The organism is Bacillus sp. 2205SS5-2, from assembly GCF_037024155.1.
Lineage (GTDB): Bacteria > Bacillota > Bacilli > Bacillales > Bacillaceae_K > Bacillus_CI.
Map to the genome: position 1 here is coordinate 33,724 of NZ_JAYKTS010000014.1, position 19,161 is coordinate 52,884.

Sequence of the window (19,161 nt, forward strand, 5' to 3'; positions counted from 1 at the left end):
CATCTGTCTAGAAGGCTCTTTCCACATACTTTGTTGCAGTAGTATACAAAAAAGGAAGGAAACACTTGTTTCTTTCCTCATTACGGGTTAAAAATGATGAGCAAAGATGTCTGAAGTCACTCTTCATCACGATAGGAGGACTAATAAGAAAAGCCACAATCTTTGCGAAAACAGTACTCAAGAATGACAGCGCCTTACAAAACACTCATTTTCAAGTTTGATGAATGTGGAGCCCTGACAGAAAAAAGTAGTAAGCAGAGTGGGTACCCATTCTCAGTTGGACGGTGAAAAAGTTATTTTGAATAATGAACAAGGGATATTAATTCATCGTGTTCTTTAATCAAGGGGAGTACAGGGGGGGAGGTGCTTCGGGTTTAGAAGCAGAGAATTGCCTTGGAATATAAAAAAGTACGCCTCTTCCTTAGACGGAGGAGGCGTACTTTTTATGTTTCATCCATACGTAAGGCTGTTTTCGCAAATTTTGTTGCTTTTCGAACCAGTCTATAAACGGTAATATAGATTTGTTTCGGGAATCATCAGTGAAAAGAGCCATCCGTATAGATTTACTTCAAATCAAAGCGATCGGCGTCCATTACTTTTACCCAAGCAGCTACAAAGTCACGAACGAATTTCTCTTTGTTGTCATCTTGTGCGTACACTTCAACGAGAGCGCGAAGGACTGAGTTCGAACCAAAAGCAAGGTCAAAGCGTGAGGCCGTACGCACCACTTCGCCGGATTTGCGGTCGCGGCCTTCATAGTGGTTGAAGCCCACTGATTTCCACTCAATGCCCATGTCAAGCAGGTTCACGAAGAAGTCGTTCGTCAGCGAGCCAACACGGTCAGTGAATACGCCGTGATTCGTGTCGCTGTGGTTTGTGCCGAGAACACGCATACCACCGAGAAGGACAGTCATTTCAGGGGCAGTCAGACCTAATAGTTGCGCTTTGTCGACGAGCATTTCCTCCGGGCTGATAGAGTATTCTTTCTTCTGGTAGTTACGGAATCCATCTGAAATGGGTTCTAAAACATCAAAGTTTTCCACATCGGTTTGCTCTGTTGTTGCGTCGCCGCGCCCAGGAGAAAAAGGAACCGTAACCTCGAAGCCGGCATTTTCTGCGGCTTGTTCGATGCCAGCATTTCCGCCTAGTACGATCAAATCAGCCAGGCTGACGTTCTTGTCCAGCTTGCTTTGAATTTCTTCATAGACTCCAAGAACTTTCTCAAGCTGTTCGGGTTCATTTGCTTCCCAGTCTTTTTGAGGGGCGAGGCGGATGCGCGCACCATTCGCACCTCCGCGCATATCAGAACCACGGTATGTGCTTGCTGAAGCCCATGCTGTTTTTACTAGTTCGCTCACAGTTAAACTAGAGCTTAGGATTTTTTTCTTCAAATCAGTGATTTCCGTTTCCGACAACTCATAATCAACTGCAGGAACCGGATCCTGCCAGATTAACTCTTCTTCTGGAACCTCTGGACCCCAGTATCTCTCTTTAGGGCCCATATCGCGGTGAAGCAGTTTGAACCAAGCACGTGCGAAGGCATCAGCAAACTCACCTGGATTCTCGTGGAATCGACGGGAAATCTTTTCATAGTCCGGATCCATCCGTAAAGCCATATCGGCTGTAGTCATCATCGTCTTCACGCGGAGAGATGGATCTTCAGCGTCAGGGGCCATATCTTCTTCTTTCATATTGACAGGTGCCCATTGGGAAGCGCCCGCAGGACTCTTTGTTAACTCCCACTCGTACCCAAATAACAGATCGAAGTAGCCGTTACCCCACACAGTAGGATTCGAAGTCCAAGCACCATCGACACCGCTTGAAATGGTGTCACGGCCTTTTCCACTTCCGTGAGTGCTATGCCAACCTAACCCTTGTGTTTCAAGTGCCGCAGCTTCAGGGTCGTCACCAACTTGAGAAGCGTCGCCAGCACCATGTGATTTACCAAATGTGTGACCACCAGCGATAAGAGCAACTGTTTCTTCATCATTCATCCCCATTCGTCCGAACGTATCACGAATGTCGAAGGCACTGCCAAGTGGATCCGGCTCCCCATTAGGACCTTCCGGATTGACATAAATCAGACCCATCTGAACAGCAGCGAGCGGATTTTCAAGCTCTCGGTCACCTGAATAACGATTGTCCGCTAACCATTCTTTCTCCATACCCCAATACACATCTTCTTCTGGATGCCAAATGTCCTCACGTCCTGCCCCGAAGCCAAATGTTTTCAAGCCCATGGATTCAAGCGCTACATTACCTGTTAACACAAGTAAGTCAGCCCAGGAAATCTTGTTTCCATACTTTTGTTTGATGGGCCATAATAGACGGCGGGCCTTATCAAGATTGACATTATCCGGCCAACTGTTTAACGGAGCAAAGCGCTGTGAACCTGAAGAACCACCGCCACGTCCATCTGTCTCCCGGTATGTACCTGCTGCGTGCCAAGACATACGGATAAAGAAGGGACCGTAGTGACCGTAGTCTGCAGGCCACCAATCCTGGCTGTCTGTCATTAAGTTATGAAGGTCTTTCTTTAAAGCATCGTAATCCAGCTGCGAGAATGCTTCTTTATAACAGAATTCTTCTCCCATGGGGTTGGACTTTTTGTCATGCTGGCGAAGAATCCCCAAATTTAGCATATTTGGCCACCAGTCTTTATTCGTCGTACCACCAGGAGCTGTCGTTGTCGTGATTGCACTATCGTGATGGTTGACTGGACACTGCCCTGCAGCTGTGTGATCCTTCTGATCGGGGTGATTGTTGTTTTCCATGAATACCATTCTCCTTTCTAATTTGGAACAATAATTCGTAGATACTACTACTAAAGGTAATAGTAGTTGGATAATTATGATAATTATTACTTTATATTATAGTGGACTAGATCATTTTTTCAAAGCGTGATGCTTAAAAGCTAGCTCTACTTTTCGTTGAGTTAGAAAACGATAGGGTTAACGAGATAGGATTGATAAGGATGTGAAAAGTTAATAAACCCAATCAAATCTTTAGACTCAATGAAAAAAGCAGGAAGTGACACTATTATTGATGATTTAAAAAAAAGCTTATCTATGGATGAAAAGTAGATTCATAGATATTGCCGGAAATTTAGGATAGGTGGGGAGAGAAAGGTGGTGGTATATTGTTTATAAAGCTTTACGGAGTTACAATTATTCGGGATTAAATGGGGCATTAAAGAGGTTTAGTGAAATATTCAAAAGGGGTTGATAGAAGTAGATAAATTAACACAAAGTAATTTCTATCTTGATTGGGCTAGTCTTCATTCGTATTAGTGCAATACTTCTACTTCTTTTCCTATTGAAAACTCCTCCATTTCTAGATAAAAAGTAAGAAATCAGTCGAAAAAACCTTACTGCATATTTTTTTGTGCCAATAGCAATAAAAGATACGAAAAAGGCCTAAAGAAATGATAAGAAAAGAAATGGAATCTGGTTTCATTCCATTATCATTGTATATATTTGTTTTTCATTTTTTGGATGGAGCATGTTTTATAAGTAGGTATCTTGCTATTGTTTTTAGGAATTTCAGAAAGTTGATCAATTAATGTTTGAACTTCTTTGCTTTAAGGGCATATGAAAACAAAAAACCTTCCACAATAAGGGAAAATTGCGGAAGGTTTTTTTGATGGAAATTGACAATTAAAGGACAATAAATATTGATTTAAAGATCAAGAATTATGATTATCCTACATTCATTGCGCTAATTTTTCAACCCGTTCATTAATTTTCGTAAAGGTATCTTCGTCCATTTCCCACGATAAAGCTTCTATATTTTTTTGCAGGTGGTCCATTTTGGTTGCTCCACCTATCACAGGGCCGACTGTATCCTGTTTAATCAACCAGTTTAGGGCAATTTCATGAATCGGTTTATCAACGATTTCGCTAATCTCTTGTGCGGCTTGTAAGTAAGATTGTAATTTTTCGCCTTGAAGTTTAGGGTTATTAATGGTCACGCCAGTATCAAATGTTGTTTTCCCTGCTAGGAGTCCTTGCATTAATGGACTATACGGCAAGAAGAATTGATCATTCTCCTTTAAGAATGGAAGGAGAGAATCTTTTACCCGGTAGTCTAATGGGATTCCATGATAGCTGTCTGAATTTTGTTCCAATAGATTATATAATCCTTGATGTGAAACTAATTCTGTAACTTCCATCGCTTGTTTCATTAATTCAATAGAAAAATTCGAGACTCCGATATGACGTATTTTTCCTTGTTCCTTCAACCCGGCTAATGCTTCCATCGTTTCGCGTATATCCGTCTTTGCGTCCGGCCAATGAATTTGGTATAAATCTACGTAATCGACCTGAAGTCTTGTTAAACTATCATCGATTTCTTTAAAGATACTCTCCTTGGACAAATCATTTCGTACTTCGTTGTTTTCATTCCAGGGAAGCCCTAATTTAGTGGCTAAAAATACTTCGTTTCTTTTTCCTTTCAATGCCTTTCCTACAACCTTTTCAGCATTTCCTAAACCATAGACCGGAGCAGTATCGATAAAATTAATTCCGCTGTCTATTGCCGAATGAACAATGTGAATGGCTTCTTTTTCAGTGAACTCTTGCCAATCACTTTTTCCTGAAAATTGCCATGTACCTATTCCGACGACTGATAGTGGATCTTCGATAGAATTGAATTGTTTGTATTGCATAAAAAAAACCTCCCCAATTAGATATTCGATAAATGTAAAAAAACTACATCATTCGCGAAGATTATAACATACTTTTAATAATAGGATAGAGAAAGAGTGTGGAATTTTGGTTAAGAGCAGTTTTTCAATAAAATAATTCACATTTTCGTAATAAAATATACATCAGAAAGCGCTTGCAGACCATAGGTTAGTTTGCTACTATTTAAATTATAGTAAATTTACTACATTTTAGAGGTTGTGGAAAAATGGAACAAACTACGAAGATAATAGAAACGGTAAAGGAAAATATCCATTCATATAGCAAATCAGAACGGAGATTGGCGGAAGTATTGTTAGAAAAACCTCACGAGATCGCTGATATGAGCATTGGAAAAATGGCAAGTGAAGCGAAGGTATCGGATCCAACAGTCGTTAGATTCTGTCGTTCTTTAGGTTTTGATGGCTTTAAGGAATTCAAGCTCCAACTTGTGCGCGAACTAGCTGTTGGCCAGCAATACGTACACCGTGAAGTGCTTCCAGGGGATCGTGCAGCTGATTATATTAGTAAAATTGGAAATTCTACGATTGATGTTTTAACTACTCTTGTAAATAAACTAGATTCTGAGGAAGTAGAACGGGTAGTCCAAACATTGGCTACTTCAAATTGGATTGAATTTTGGGGATTTGGTGCATCTGCGGCTGTCGCAACGGACGCCTATCACAAGTTTTTCCGATTAGGCATCCCGTGTAATTCATACTCTGATTCACATATGCAAAGTATGTCTGCGAGTGTACTTCATTCAGATTCTGTGGTCGTTGCGATATCCCATACAGGAAGATCGAAGGAATTGATCGAAAATGTTCGCCTAGCCAAGAAAACTGGTGCAATCGTGCTTGGAATTACATCCCCAGATTCACCTCTGGCAAAAGAATGTTCGCAAACATTATGTGTTGAAATGGATGAAGATACCGATATTTTCACACCACTGGTATCGAGGATGGCTCATCTTTTGACCTTAGACTTTCTAGTCGTGGGTGTCGCTCTCCGAAGAGGTCAAAAAGTGACAGATAGAATGAAAAAAATGAAGGAAGCATTATCACATATGAGATTGGAAGAAGAGTGAGTAAACCAATTTAATAAGTGAATTTAGAAATCGTTGTTGTTTAATAGATCGAAAAAGAAACTGAGAAAGAGAGGGTAGATTGAGTATATAACGAGATCGATCCTCTCAACTATATTTCAAAAAGAAGAGAAGGGATGGGAGGGTTTTGACAGAAAAGAGTCCTTTAAAGGTGGTTATCCTCAATGCAGACTATCCTCACTATGAAATAGAAAAGGATGTTCTTAGTCCTTTCTCTATGAATCTATGTGAAATCCAGGTGTCTACAAACGCTGATGAACTAATGAAAGCCGTTCAAGATGCGGATGCCGTCTTGGTCCGTCAAGCCGTTTTGAATAAAAAGGTGATTGAGGCAATGAGAAGGTGTAAAATCATCGTCCGCTATGGTGTAGGTGTAGATAATATTGATTTGATTGCTGCGAAAAGAAAAAGAATTTATGTTGCAAACGTACCTGATTACGGGAGTGAAGAAGTAGCAGATCATGCACTAGCTCTCATGCTTAGTGTAGCCCGAAGAACGGTTACACGAGATCGAGATGTAAAGAACGGGCGCTGGAATATCGGGGCAAGAGAGCCGATTCACTCATTTAATGGTAAAACATTAGGGATTATTGGGTATGGACAGATTGGCCGGATTTTTCATCGCAAGGTATCTGGATTAGGTTTTAGCAAAGTGCTCGTCTATGATCCCTATTTAATGGACACAAACACGAATGTAATAAAGGTTGAGCTGGAGACCCTCTGCCGTCAAGCTGATTTCATCTCAATCCATTCACCGCTTACAGGTAAAAATCATCGTTTGATGGATGGCGATATGATTTCTTTGATGAAGCCAACCTCAATTCTTGTCAATACCTCAAGAGGAGGATTGATTGACGAAGAAGCATTGGTAGAGGCTCTTGAAACGGATCAGATTTTCGGAGCAGGGCTTGATGTATTTGAAACCGAACCACCCGATTATTCTTCCCCATTATTTCACATGAGAAATGTGGTTGTTTCGGATCATACGGGTTGGTATTCTGAAGAGTCGTTACAAAAATTACAAAAGAAAGCAGCGCAGGAGATTGCAAGAGTGTTTTCTGGAAAAAAACCAATTTCCTGGATGAACTGTTGGGGGGACACTGACAATGCAAACCTATGAGGTGAGACATGTTTTTGACAAATTAAGCAAGTATAAAATCGTGCCCGTCATTAGAGCAGATTCTCAAGAGATTGCTCACAATGCCGTATCGACTCTAAAAGCTGTAGGCTTTCAAACAGCAGAAATTACATTAACCGTTCCTGGTGCGATCGACTTAATCACTCATTTTTCAAAAAGAGAGGATCTCCTTGTTGGTGCAGGAACGGTAAAGGATCTTCGGAATGCTGAGGAATGTATCAAAGCAGGTGCACAATACATTATTTCACCATTAATTGTCGATGGACTTCCGGAACTCTGTAAAGAAGCAGGGGTCTGCTGTATCATGAGTGGATTAACACCAAACGAAGTTTACTATGCTTGGAGAAAAGGCAGCAACGCAGTCAAAGTGTTTCCTGCGAATTCAGCCGGAGGACCGGGACATGTAAAAGCTTTAAAATCGGTGTTGCCAGATATCCCGCTGGTACCTACAGGTGGAGTGAACCTTGAAAATATTAATGCATTTTTCGATGCAGGTGCTTCGTTTGTAGGCGTTGGCAGTGACCTGGTCAATAAACATCTACTTGAGGAAGGTAACAGTGAAGAAGTGGCGAACTTAGGAAGAAAATTCCTCGATAAAATATTTTAAAAGAAACATTGGAATAGTTATATAAAGTTGCATTTGCTTCTATAGATAATGCGGTTGAAAAAATAGGACGAATCTGTTTTATCGATATTGAAAACCAATCATGAATCAACGAGTGGAAAGTAGCTGACCCACTTGTTCATGTTTTTAAGGTACCGAATGAGGAAATTGACGAATCAACAGAAGGAAGTGTCAAGGAAAACAGTGAACTTGCTGAAGTTGCTTGCGAGGATTACGTAAATAATGAGGCATGATCAAATCTAATTATAGTTGTAAGAAGTGTGTTAGAAATCAAAAGATTTATTGTCGATTCACAGCATTTTCCATTGCTTACACCATTTACGATTAAAGTGTGAGATAGGAGAGAGTCTTCGAGGACGGGGAAGCACCTATCTAGGAAATGATTCGAATAGGAAAGCAAAATACATACAGAATTTAGTCATAGAGGAGGTTATCAAATGGATATTCTCGCATTAGGAGAACCATTAATGGAATTTAGCAAAACGATTGACCCATCCAAGGAAAGCCCGTATCTCCCAGGCTATGGTGGAGATACATCAAATTTCGCGATCGCTGCCGCTAGACAAGGGGCAAAAGTAGGTTACCTTACTAGAGTGGGGACAGACATGTTTGGGGATCAATTTCTTGATTTATGGAGAAAGGAAGGGGTAAATACAAGTCTAGTAACCCAAGATTCCGAAGCAAAGACGGGTATTTATTTTATTTCTCATACAAAGAATGGACATCAGTTCTCTTATTATAGAAAAGATTCAGCTGCTAGTCGTCTGAAATCTGAAGACGTACCAGAGGAGGCAATTATCGGTAGTAAGCTCCTGCATGTTTCTGGTATTAGCCAAGCCATCAGTATAACTAGCTGTGATGCTGTCTTTAAAGCCATTGAGATTGCTCGTTCAAATGGGATTAAAGTTTCATATGATGCCAACCTCCGTCTAGATCTTTGGCCGCTATCAAGAGCCAGGGCGATCATTCATGCAACCGCGCCATTAGCCGATATCTTCTTGCCAAGCCTAGATGAAGCTCAACTGCTTTCAGGGAAGGAGAAACCCGTGCAGATTGCCGATTACTATATGAAACTAGGAGTAAATCTACTTGTGCTCAAGCTAGGAAAAGAAGGTGTACTCGTTGCTACTCCTCACGAACACCGTTTTATCGAGGGATTCTCGGTTGATACTGTAGATGCAACGGGTGCTGGAGATACGTTTGATGGTGCCTTCATTTCGCAGTATTTAACAGGTGCCTCCAATGAGTATGCAGCTAAATATTCCAATGCGGCTGCAGCCTTATCGACCACCGGATACGGAGCAGTTTCACCGATTCCTACAAAAAAGAAAGTAGAAGAATTTCTGGAATCGAAGGGACAGATCTCTTCTCCTAATTAAGATAGTATCGACAAACAATGAGTGTACTAGAGTCAAGTTTTCACAAAAGGGAGCACCTTCACCCTTCTTGTCCTTACGTAACATGAGACATAAAACCCATGATTTTTGACGGGTGAAGCTAAAAGCCACCACAAAATAATCGAGTCCATTGGGGTTCTGAATAGTTAAATGGTCAAAAATCACTCAAACAGTTTGTCTTAAAACGCATTGTCAAAAAAATAGTAACAGTCAGAAAGGATCAATCATGATCTGTTTCTCAGAATCACCGCAACTCTAACTATTAGGGATGTTGGTGATTTTTTTGTATCATAAATTTCGGGTGGAATCGATCACTTGATTTTCAAACTCAATCCAATGAGCAAAACACCGGTAATTAGGCAAATAGCTTTAAGGAAAGAGATTCTTCCTGTCAGGCCAATAAGCCCGATTGCAGTGGTTGTAAAAAAGATGGTCGGTCCGACAATGGCGAGTAGAGTGTTAATCGTGAAAGCTTTTTCTAAATCATTGAATTTTAACATCAACATGGCTGCTCCGAGTTCGATGCACCCTGAAAGAATTCGCAATGCCACCATGGCAAGAACTGCTTTTTCTATGAAAATAAACATTTTACCGCTCCTTGTATAATTAACATTTTCATTGGTTGAATGAATAGTGAAAGCGAAAACTCTAACCTAAAAGCTACCTATCTCAACATATGCTCGTTTCTAGTTGTTTAGTATAGGAATGCCCGGGTGCCAAGGGGGGTGCCAAGGGGACGCTTCCTCTGGTTTTTTTGTGAAAGGGTGTTTATCCCTGCTAACTGATTGAAAAAACTACCGCACAAGCCGTATTTGTGGATGCTCATTTAAGATTGTTCCAGATAGGTTCGACTTCTAGTGATAACAAAGTCCATTAACATAATTCTTAAAAGATGGCTGTTTTCGCAAAAATCGAGGCTTTTCGAATCAGTTTATTATCGTTGATATAGCATTGTTTCGGTCATCATTTCGTTTATTTTTGATGGAAATCAACAATTAAAAGGGAAGATTTAATCAATAATCAGATGAATTAGCAACAATGTATACGAAACCCCTATGTCCTTCCAGACACCGCAATAGATGAAAATGGATTCTAGTGGTTTAGTCTTAATCCTTTCAGTAAGCGATGATAAAGCAGGTACTAAGATGATCTTAGCACCTGAAAGAGACACAAGTTGACAAACATTTCCGATGGTTAGAATGATGCCGCAACGGTGCATCTAGCGGAAATATGTCTGGTTATGACTGTGCTCACAGTCACTATAAACTTTATGAAAGTGCAGGTAAAAAACAAGAAAGTTACAAAAAAATTGATTAGCCATTTTGGGAGGGTGCTTTTTTGCGCCAAAATCAGCATCAAAATCCATTTTCGTATAAATAGTTCCAACAATAAAGAATCTGACACCAGTGCGCTGAAGTTTTACCTCTCCGGGGGTCAGGCAATTTTTTTAGCGGTTGCTTATTTCTAAATTTTCAAAAAACTATTAAAAAAAGACAATAGTGTCGATATAATAATGATTAATAAACGACATGATTGTCGTTTTTTTGAAGGGGGTGTCAAAATGGGTTCTTCAGTGAAAAAGAATAAACACGTCATCACCTTGATGACCGCACAAGCGATTTCAAGCTTAGGAGATTGGTTAAGTATTGTAGCGATTATTACGTTAGTTGGATTAAAATGGGAAGGTACGCCGATGCAAATGTCCTTTGTCATTTTAAGCTTGGCGATACCGATGGCTTTATTAGGACCAATCTCTGGAACCGTTGCAGATCGTATGGAACGGAAAAGACTGATGTTTTTTTCAGATGTGATCAGAGGTGGGCTCATTCTTTTATTGACTCTTGCAACGAATGTTTGGATGGTTTACGGGTGCTTGTTTCTCATTGGAATCTTCTCATCAATCTTTATACCAGCGAAGAATGGAAAATTAAAAGAATTTATTTAAGCACAAAGATTATTGGTCCATTAATCAGTGGAATCCTTGTTTCAACGTTGGGAACATACAATGTTTTCTATCTTGATTCAGCAACCTTTTTCATCTCAGCCACCCTCATTTTCTTTTTACCTGAAGCACTAAATGAACCAGAGGCTTCTGGGGGAGTGGAAAAAAGATGCCACCGAAAGTCAATCAAGAACACAAGAATCAACGTCGATCTAAGATATTAAAAGCAGCAGAAGCGGTATTTATCGAGAACGGCTATGAAAAAACGACTATGAAAGATGTTATGGATAAATCTGATGTGAGTCGAGGTGGATTGTATCAATATTTCGCGAATAAGGAAGATTTATTTGAAGCGTTGATCTCAGAAGATGCGACGGAGAATATCGATAGTTCTCTAGAGGATATGGTAAAACAGAAAGGCTCCTATTGGGATATTTTATTAGTGACATTTCTTGGTGAGGAAAAAAAACCAACCAATAAGATGGATCCATTAGCACCTTCAAAGCTTGAGTTCTTTATTACAAGAAGAAATGAAACAAAAAGGAAGGATCATGCTAAACAACGGTATCTTCAATTCTATCAAATGATCAATAAAATAATTGAAGCGGGCGTAAAGGCAGGAGAATTTTCTCCACGATTTGATATAGGTGTGATTTCAAAGTCCATTATTTCTTATACTGATGGTCTAGCATTAGATCATGCCATATTAGATTCTGAAAGCATTCAATTAAAAGAGCAAACGGAATTATTATTTGAATATATTAGATGGGCTTTACATGTTAAAGAATCAAAATAGAATATTAAAAAGGGCCTGACCCTTACTAAGAACTTTGACGGTTTAACTTTCATAGAATTTTTGAAAACTCCTTGATACATTCAAAGATAAATTAGCCCATACATTTTTGGTTATAAATACGGTCCAATTGCATAGTGGCATAAATTTTTGTAACCCCTGAACAGTGTCATAAAAGAGTATATGTTGAGGTTCTTCAACAGAGAAAAGAGTTTATTTTAAGTAAGCGAAACGATAACACCCTCAACGTTGGACTATATTTACAAGGAACTGGAGCCCACTTGAGAAAGTGGCTTTAATCCAATGAAAGAAAGAGAAGAAACCGAATAAAGCACAACCATTTAACATCGTGCTGCTCTTTTCCAACTAGAACAGAGCAAGATTAAGTTCTATTTGGAGAAGGTCTGCAAGCAAAGCGCGGTAGATTCACTCTATACTGACTCTAGTAAACAAGCAAAATGCGACAACTGTCTTGCTAAAATATGTCTCTGAATGAAAGTCAAACTGTTTAAAGAAGGCTGTTTTGGCAAAGATTGTGGCCTTTCGTATCAATTTATTATCTAGGATAGAGCTTTATTTCGGGCATCATTTCGTTTATTTTTGATATAAATCAACAGTGAAATGGAGGATTTAGTCAAAAATCAGATGAAAGAGCAACAATGTATACGAAAAGAGCCATAAAAAAAGAAACTATCATGCTGACAGATATTCTAAAGAGTATATAGAAGAAATGTTAGGTTTTACTGGGTAATATGAAAGGTCAAAATACTAGCAATAATTTTGTTAAATCAGCAGGGTTCAGGCAAAGGATTATCCGATTTACTAAAAAATTATTTCTATACTTAGTGCGAACTAGGGGTTATTTATATTATGCACGAAAGGCTGTGAAGTTATTTGATGGGTTACAAAGCAATGCTATTTGATTTAGATGATACTTTACTTGATCGGGATAAGGCAGTAGATAACATGTTTTTAATTATGTTAGAAAAGTGGTATGAGGGGATTACACTTCCAGCAAAAAATAAAATGTTGAAGAGATTCAAAGAATATGACAAAAGAAGCTATGGCTATAGTGACAAAACAACCGTCTTGGAATCATTTTTTGATGAGTTTCCACCAAAGTATAGATTGCCAAGCAATTCCATCCAAGATTTTTGGAATCATCATTTTCCTCAATGTTTTTCGATAAACCAACATACTATAAATATCGTAAATACTATTAAGAAGCATGGTAAAGTTGCCATTATAACAAACGGTACAATTCAGAGGCAAAAAGCTAAAATAATGAACACTCATTTAAGTGAATGTTTTGATATAATCATTATTTCTGAAGAAGTGGGGTTTAGCAAACCTGACAAACGCATATTTGAATTAGCCTTAGATAAGCTAAATGTGCAACCGGAAGAAGCATTATTCGTAGGAGATGACATAGAAAAGGATATTGGTGGTTCTCAAAATGCAAATATAAAGGGGGTATGGTTCAATCCACATAGGATCAAGAATGGTTCCGAAATAAAACCATATGCCGAGATCAATTCTTTTGCTAGATTACTAAGTTATTTTACATAGGAATAATGAGGGTAGGTAGATTCACTTCAATGGATAAAATAGAAAATAAAGGATATCTTTAGAGGGTAAAGGTAATACGAAATAATTGATGATAACTTAGAAAATTTGTTTAACAATTAGAGGCGGTAGTTGAAAAGCTCGATACTCCAATAAACTTGCATACAAAAGGAAATTTTTGTTCTATAGATTTCACTATTAAACTTTAACACAGTCAAAAAATAAGAAGGATAGAATAATAGGAGGTGAAAAATGAAAATTGGTTGTAATTAGAAATGGTCTTGTGGCTCAGGTGGGGAATGTAAAACTGGCTGTATAGAGAATCCAAAGTTATGCAGAAGTAGTATAAAAGAAACTAATACTCATGTAGAAGTGCAAGTATGGGGAAAAGGTATCTTAAACTGTCCCCTTTGTTAAGGACAATTTAAAAAAGCTTATGCTGATTATGGAAGGTGAGTTCTGTATTGAATAGGGGTCATCACTTTATAAAATCCATTGATATCTATTGTGATTGTAGTAGGTCATCTGTCTCTCACGCTTCCTGAATAACAGGCACCATTATTTTAGTATTTGAAGAGAGAACCGTCACGATGCCCCCAATTTTTCCTATAATTCACCTGGAATAACATTTTAATATTTACAGTAAGATAGTTTATAAAATAATATTTTTCTATACGATATAACGTAAAACATAGTTTTTAGACACAGATGATCTGAAGGAAACAAAGAAGTGAGGTAAACGATGTCATATAATGGGGGACTGATGACCGAAGCCATGTAGTACTTGCGCTAATGCGACTTAATCATAGGTATCAGTTAATGCAAGCAATTACAGAAGTGTCGGGTGGCAAAGTAAATATGGGGCCGGAACACTTTGCAGAGGACTCTCACGGATGCAAAAAGACGGACTTATTTCCTTAGCAGAAAATGGTGGTAGAAGGAAGACCTACCTCATCACACCAGAAGGAGAAAGAGCGCTGAGAATAGAATATGGTCGATTAAAAGGCCTGATAGAAGAAAATGAAATTTTAGAAGGAGGAGATGATAATGAATAAAACGGTCCTCAAATTTCGCCCCAATAATTATTTGGAAATCGGAGAGCATGAAAGCTGGTTGGCAGACATGGCAGCTAAGGGACTTTACCTCGAAAAGATGGGAATCATTTTTGCTAAGTTTGTGAAAGGTGAACCGGAGAATATGAGGTACAGAATTGATGTTTCCACCAAAAAGAGCGTCGATTCAGATCAAATACATAAGTATGCGGAAAGTGGTTGGGATTATGTAACGAGCTATGGTTTATTTCATGTGTTTTCATCACCCGCCGAGCTCGATGCACCAGAACTTTATTCAAATCCTGTCGAGCAAGCTTATACATTAAAGGAATTAGACAAGAATTTAGCTCTGAAGGCCGTTATCAGTACATTCGGAATGCTATTGATAACGGCGTTATTGTCTTCCATTTGGTTTCTTGACGGGACACCTTATTTCTTTATGGTGGAAGGAGGGGCTATAACACATCTAATAATAATCATTTCCTTTGGATACTCCTCCTATACTTTGCTACAAGCAGCCTCATCCATTCGTTCGTTGCGGAAAATGATGATCGAAGGAAAACCGATTGATCATCATGCTCCATGGAAGAAGAACCACCGATTACAAGCTATCATCGGATTTATTCTAACTGTATTGCTAGGGTTGGGTGCCAGCATCCCGTTGATACAGATGGCAAAGGTTGAATCGAAAACTTTGACCGAAACAAGCTTTGATCTGCCGATTATCAGATTAGCAGATGTCGAGAAGAATCCAGCTTTGCTACGAGAGGAAGCATCCTTTATGAGCGGAAATGTGGATCGTGGTAATCAATATACGTATGAGTGGAGTCCGTTAGCACCCGTGCAATATGACACCAACGAAAACGGCGTGGTTCCAGGAGAAATGTGGAAGGACGGGAGCGGTGAATATACACCATCCATTACATCAAAGGTTTATCAGCTGAGAATACCTATTATGGCGGATCATTTGATTTCCGATTTAATCAAGAAATATATACATGATGACAGTGAAGAATTTATGGAAACAAGGCATCCAGAATTTGATCTTTTAATCGTTCATGAGAACGCTAAGAAGAAAGAAGTTTTTGCTGCAAAAGGAAAAGCCGTCATCCATGTTCGTTATTATGGCTATGCAGAACTCAATTCAGTGATTGAAAACATCGTTGAGAAGATTAATTTACTAGCAGATTAGAGTCTTGTGAAGTAGGAGGATCCTCACGATGTTTCTCATAAAACGTTCCATCGTCTCAATCAAGGAAAACCCTTTCAGAAAATCCTTACAGAATTAGGTGTTGAATTCAGTACATCATCGCAGAACAACGGGTGTGAAGATCTTAGGACTAACAGCTCATGCAGAGAGAACGTTTTTGAACGCTACGTACTGGTCATATATAACTTCCTTCTCGTAAAGCAGCTGATTCCAATAAACCCATCTTGAACACAGAATAACCTCTACATCACTCCTTTTTCAAGGGTCTTGAACCCTTATCAATTGAGTGGATATGGTGTTTTATTAATCGTTGATAGAGTTAGTGAGCCAGGGACTAACCCTCTGGCTCTTTACCAATATTTAATGGTGAAATATTGTTTAGATTTAGTAACTACAAATACCTCCAAATTTTTGTTGAAATTATTGGGGGGACAATCATGAGTTGAATCTAGAGCTAAAGATTTCTTTTTTATTTGAAAGGCTCTTTTCGTATCCTTTTCTTTCTGAAATATCCTTATCTGACTTCTGTCTAGCCCGCAAAATGTAGGATATAAAAAGAAAAGTTGAGAGTCCTGAAGAATCAATAGGGTAAGCGTTAGTCATGAGAACATACCGGAAGAACCGTGCCCATGGACATGTATGTAATAGAAAAATGTAAGTTTCACTTTATTAAAGTAATCTGCCCAATATCGGAATAAAGAAAAAGCTGCAGATCAGCTGTGGATTCTCAGCAATCCCACCCGTTTGGTGTAGTTCTACTCTTTCTGACTATAGAATCCATAAGCAATAGTTCCAAGTAAAAGACCTATTCCACTTCCTAAAGAAATTGAAAAATACTTGAGAGATTGGTTCAAATAATACGCCAAGAATTACTCCGATACCTCCACCAAAAATCATTCCCAGTGGTATTAGACTATCTATAAAATCTTTGTTTTTCACACCTAATATTCTTCCTTTCTATACTACGTTATTGATAATTTATATTATTATATTCTTTCAACAAAAAAGTTCTTTTTTAGGGTCCTTTTGTAAATTAAATCTAACCACTTCTTATTCAGATTAAATTCCGGTTTGTTGAAGATTCCGCTAGCCCGGTCCAGCAATTGTGAAATAACAATTTAGCATTTATTCCTTCTATTTTCATCTCGTTTTTTTCGAGCAATTCTATTCAGTGTTTTAAAGAGGATAACTCCTTCATAATTCCTGTATCATTATTCTTTTTTGAGTTTTCTGTATGCTTATAGATTTGATTGACACCCCAAAACACTAAATTGTACTTTAGCTGAATATATTTCTGTTTATATAATACCATAAAAAGTAAATTGATCCTTGTCAAACTCAATAGCAACAATTTTCTCGAAAAGAGCCTTCTTTTTAAACCTCAGTAGGACGTTATAGTACGTCGGTAATCCAGCAATTTCCCCCACTAAAAAAGTGATTTACTAGAGTTTTTTCGTCTATGTCTTCGATTTGAAAGATACTTCCTTTCCCTAACAAACGGACCGAAATGAGGGCTATAGACACGTGAGATAAATGGTAGATGTAAAAGTGTTTTCTTCACGAAAGAAATTGAGTTAAGTACTCCCGCTGTTACAATTCATCGACATAATCAAGAAGATAGACAATCCCTCCGTCTGCCGTTGCGCTCTCCAAAGTGGGTTCAATAGAAAGTGTTCCTATTCTCGTACGAACTGCGTAATAAACATTCACTAGAAGGTACTCTTTCCATTGGATAGTTTGCTTCGTGTAAACCCTATTATATTAATGGTTAGCGCATTTTTTTATTCTTTTATCGAAATTATCTTTCAAATCTAGGGTGATGACACAAACCAAATTGTTTTCACTTCATAGATTGATAGTATTACACTTAACATCTATCATTTGCAGCACTAGATGTTAGTGTAATCGGCCTGCCCAGTACTAATAAGACAGGTTTTTTAAAATCTAATGAAAGAAAAAGGAGGTGAGAGAATATATGAACAAGGATAAAGGATTCATTTATGTCAGTAATCGTGGTTCTGATACGGTTTCAGTTATAGATGTTGATTCAAACAAAGAAATCAAACAAATCCCAGTAGGACAAAGACCATTTGATATTAACATCACTCCAGATAATAACTTTCTTTATGTAGCAAATAGATGTTCAAATGATATTTCGGTCATTAAAATCAAAAAAAATAAAGTAACTAAAACCATTAAGGTTGGAAAAACACCAATCGATATTGACTTCCAGCCTGGAGGAGACTTTAACTTCAGTGTAAATAATGGTTCCAATAATATCTCTGTCATTGACATTCAAAAAAACAAAGTTATTAAGGATATAAAAATTGGAAAGCAACCGTTTACTTCGAGTTTTACTACGAATGGAGATTATTACTATGCTTGTAATACAGGATCTAATAGTGTTTCTGTCGTAGACGCAGCCAAACTAAAAGAAATCAAACAAATTAAAGTAGGAAAACAACCATTTCAGGCACGTGTATCTCGAAATAATGAACAGGTTTATGTACCAAACAACGGTTCTAATACCGTTTCTGTCATCGACACGGCCACTAACAAAGAGATTAAGCAAATCAAAGTTGGAAAACAACCATCACGAACCTTTGTATCACGAGATAACCGGTTGGTTTTTGTAAGTAATACGGGATCCAATAGTGTATCGGTGATAGATATTGCCACATTGAAGGTCATTAAAGAGATTAAAGTTGGGAAAGGACCTTTTTTTGGAATGTTCACCCCAGATGGAAGTTCATATTATGTAAGCAATACAGGCGGCAAAACTCTATCGATCATTGATGTAGCCACATTGGCAGAAATTAAGCGAATTAAAGTTGGTGAGAATCCAGCAGTTGGCAGATTTACACAAGATGGAACTCACTTTTATATTCCGAACTCTGGTTCAGACACCGTATCAGTTATTGATACATGTACACTTAAAGAGGTTAAAAAAATAAAGGTAGGAAAACTACCAGAACAGGCCTTCTTTGTTTTATAACAACTGAAGAATGATAGAAGATCAGTTCCTCAGGTCGTTCTATTAATAGAAATAATTGGATTGGAGGAAACAAAATGGGAAATTCGATTAAACCTGTTGCTAATATTATCAATTCCGCTTTTCAATCCTCAAAGGGAAGAAATTTTGCTGGACTAACGGACTTATTAACATTTGGAGAAAATACTGTAGCTTGGGGTCGTCTCTTTAATCCGCCTACCTCTAAAATTGATTTATTTTTTGACTTCTTTACGCTAACAAACTTCTCCACCTCTCCCTATACGGCCAATCTTTTCGTCGATGCAATCCCGCCTGGGGAAATTTTTACTTCCTCTAATGTAGGGAATTTAAACACCAATTTCAATACCAAGCCGCAAGGAGAATTGCAGTTCAATCCCTCGGTAGAAGGAGAAAAAATTGGGGGAGTGAATACTGTTCTAAGACGAGTACCCGCAAATGAAACGATAACGAGTGGACAAATTAGTGGGAAAATTATCATTGCCCCTGGTAATTCCATTCTATTCTTATTAACAAGTGATGAAGTTGTAAAAGCTAGAATTGGATTTGAATGGTGGGAGGGGACAAATATCTTTTAAAGGTTCTGGTTCGAAAACTTCCATATCCATGCAAGTCCTCTCGGAAACTTGAGCTTAATGATG

General features: G+C 38.4%; 14 protein-coding genes. 11 read left to right on the forward strand and 3 right to left on the reverse strand.

Annotation, left to right across the window (positions count from 1 at the left end):
* Positions 1-563: 563 nt before the first annotated feature.
* A complete protein-coding gene (gene katG, locus U8D43_RS11010) occupies positions 564-2,774 on the reverse strand; it encodes a catalase/peroxidase HPI (protein WP_335871229.1) in 2,211 nt (736 codons plus the stop codon).
* A 935-nt stretch (positions 2,775-3,709) separates the two neighbouring features.
* On the reverse strand, positions 3,710-4,666 hold the full coding sequence (locus U8D43_RS11015) for an aldo/keto reductase (RefSeq protein ID WP_335871230.1): 957 nt from the start codon (positions 4,664-4,666) through the stop codon (positions 3,710-3,712).
* A 245-nt stretch (positions 4,667-4,911) separates the two neighbouring features.
* On the opposite strand from U8D43_RS11015, the gene hexR reads away from it, so the two are divergent.
* From hexR to U8D43_RS11035, 4 genes are all read left to right on the forward strand, one after another.
* Positions 4,912-5,769, forward strand: coding sequence for a transcriptional regulator HexR (gene hexR, locus U8D43_RS11020; RefSeq protein WP_335871231.1), 858 nt, complete (start codon positions 4,912-4,914; stop codon positions 5,767-5,769).
* Between the two features lie 145 nt (positions 5,770-5,914).
* The gene (locus U8D43_RS11025; protein ID WP_335871232.1) at positions 5,915-6,907 is read left to right on the forward strand and encodes a C-terminal binding protein; all 993 of its coding nucleotides are present in this window, start codon (positions 5,915-5,917) and stop codon (positions 6,905-6,907) included.
* A complete protein-coding gene (locus U8D43_RS11030) occupies positions 6,894-7,532 on the forward strand; it encodes a bifunctional 4-hydroxy-2-oxoglutarate aldolase/2-dehydro-3-deoxy-phosphogluconate aldolase (RefSeq protein ID WP_335871233.1) in 639 nt (212 codons plus the stop codon). Before U8D43_RS11025 ends, U8D43_RS11030 begins: the two co-directional genes overlap by 14 nt.
* Before the next feature lie 455 nt (positions 7,533-7,987).
* Positions 7,988-8,929, forward strand: a complete 942-nt coding sequence (locus tag U8D43_RS11035) for a sugar kinase (protein WP_335871234.1) — start codon at positions 7,988-7,990, stop codon at positions 8,927-8,929.
* Between the two features lie 329 nt (positions 8,930-9,258).
* Here U8D43_RS11035 and U8D43_RS11040 read toward each other — a convergent pair whose 3' ends face one another.
* Positions 9,259-9,534, reverse strand: coding sequence for a YqhV family protein (locus tag U8D43_RS11040; protein ID WP_335871235.1), 276 nt, complete (start codon positions 9,532-9,534; stop codon positions 9,259-9,261).
* A 974-nt stretch (positions 9,535-10,508) separates the two neighbouring features.
* Here U8D43_RS11040 and U8D43_RS11045 point away from each other — a divergent pair.
* From U8D43_RS11045 to U8D43_RS11075, 7 genes are all read left to right on the forward strand, one after another.
* Complete coding sequence (locus tag U8D43_RS11045; protein WP_335871236.1) at positions 10,509-10,892, forward strand: MFS transporter; 384 nt, start codon at positions 10,509-10,511, stop codon at positions 10,890-10,892.
* A gap of 166 nt (positions 10,893-11,058) precedes the next feature.
* The gene (locus U8D43_RS11050) at positions 11,059-11,685 is read left to right on the forward strand and encodes a TetR/AcrR family transcriptional regulator (protein ID WP_335871237.1); all 627 of its coding nucleotides are present in this window, start codon (positions 11,059-11,061) and stop codon (positions 11,683-11,685) included.
* An 894-nt stretch (positions 11,686-12,579) separates the two neighbouring features.
* Complete coding sequence (locus U8D43_RS11055; RefSeq protein ID WP_335871238.1) at positions 12,580-13,251, forward strand: HAD family hydrolase; 672 nt, start codon at positions 12,580-12,582, stop codon at positions 13,249-13,251.
* An 890-nt stretch (positions 13,252-14,141) separates the two neighbouring features.
* Complete coding sequence (locus U8D43_RS11060; RefSeq protein WP_335871239.1) at positions 14,142-14,303, forward strand: hypothetical protein; 162 nt, start codon at positions 14,142-14,144, stop codon at positions 14,301-14,303.
* Entirely contained in the window at positions 14,296-15,492 is a 1,197-nt protein-coding gene (locus U8D43_RS11065; RefSeq protein WP_335871240.1) for a DUF2812 domain-containing protein, read from the forward strand. Before U8D43_RS11060 ends, U8D43_RS11065 begins: the two co-directional genes overlap by 8 nt.
* Positions 15,493-17,485: 1,993 nt before the next feature.
* On the forward strand, positions 17,486-18,505 hold the full coding sequence (locus U8D43_RS11070) for a YncE family protein (protein ID WP_335871241.1): 1,020 nt from the start codon (positions 17,486-17,488) through the stop codon (positions 18,503-18,505).
* A 74-nt stretch (positions 18,506-18,579) separates the two neighbouring features.
* On the forward strand, positions 18,580-19,098 hold the full coding sequence (locus U8D43_RS11075; RefSeq protein ID WP_335871242.1) for a DUF6143 family protein: 519 nt from the start codon (positions 18,580-18,582) through the stop codon (positions 19,096-19,098).
* The last annotated feature ends 63 nt before the right edge of the window (positions 19,099-19,161 follow it).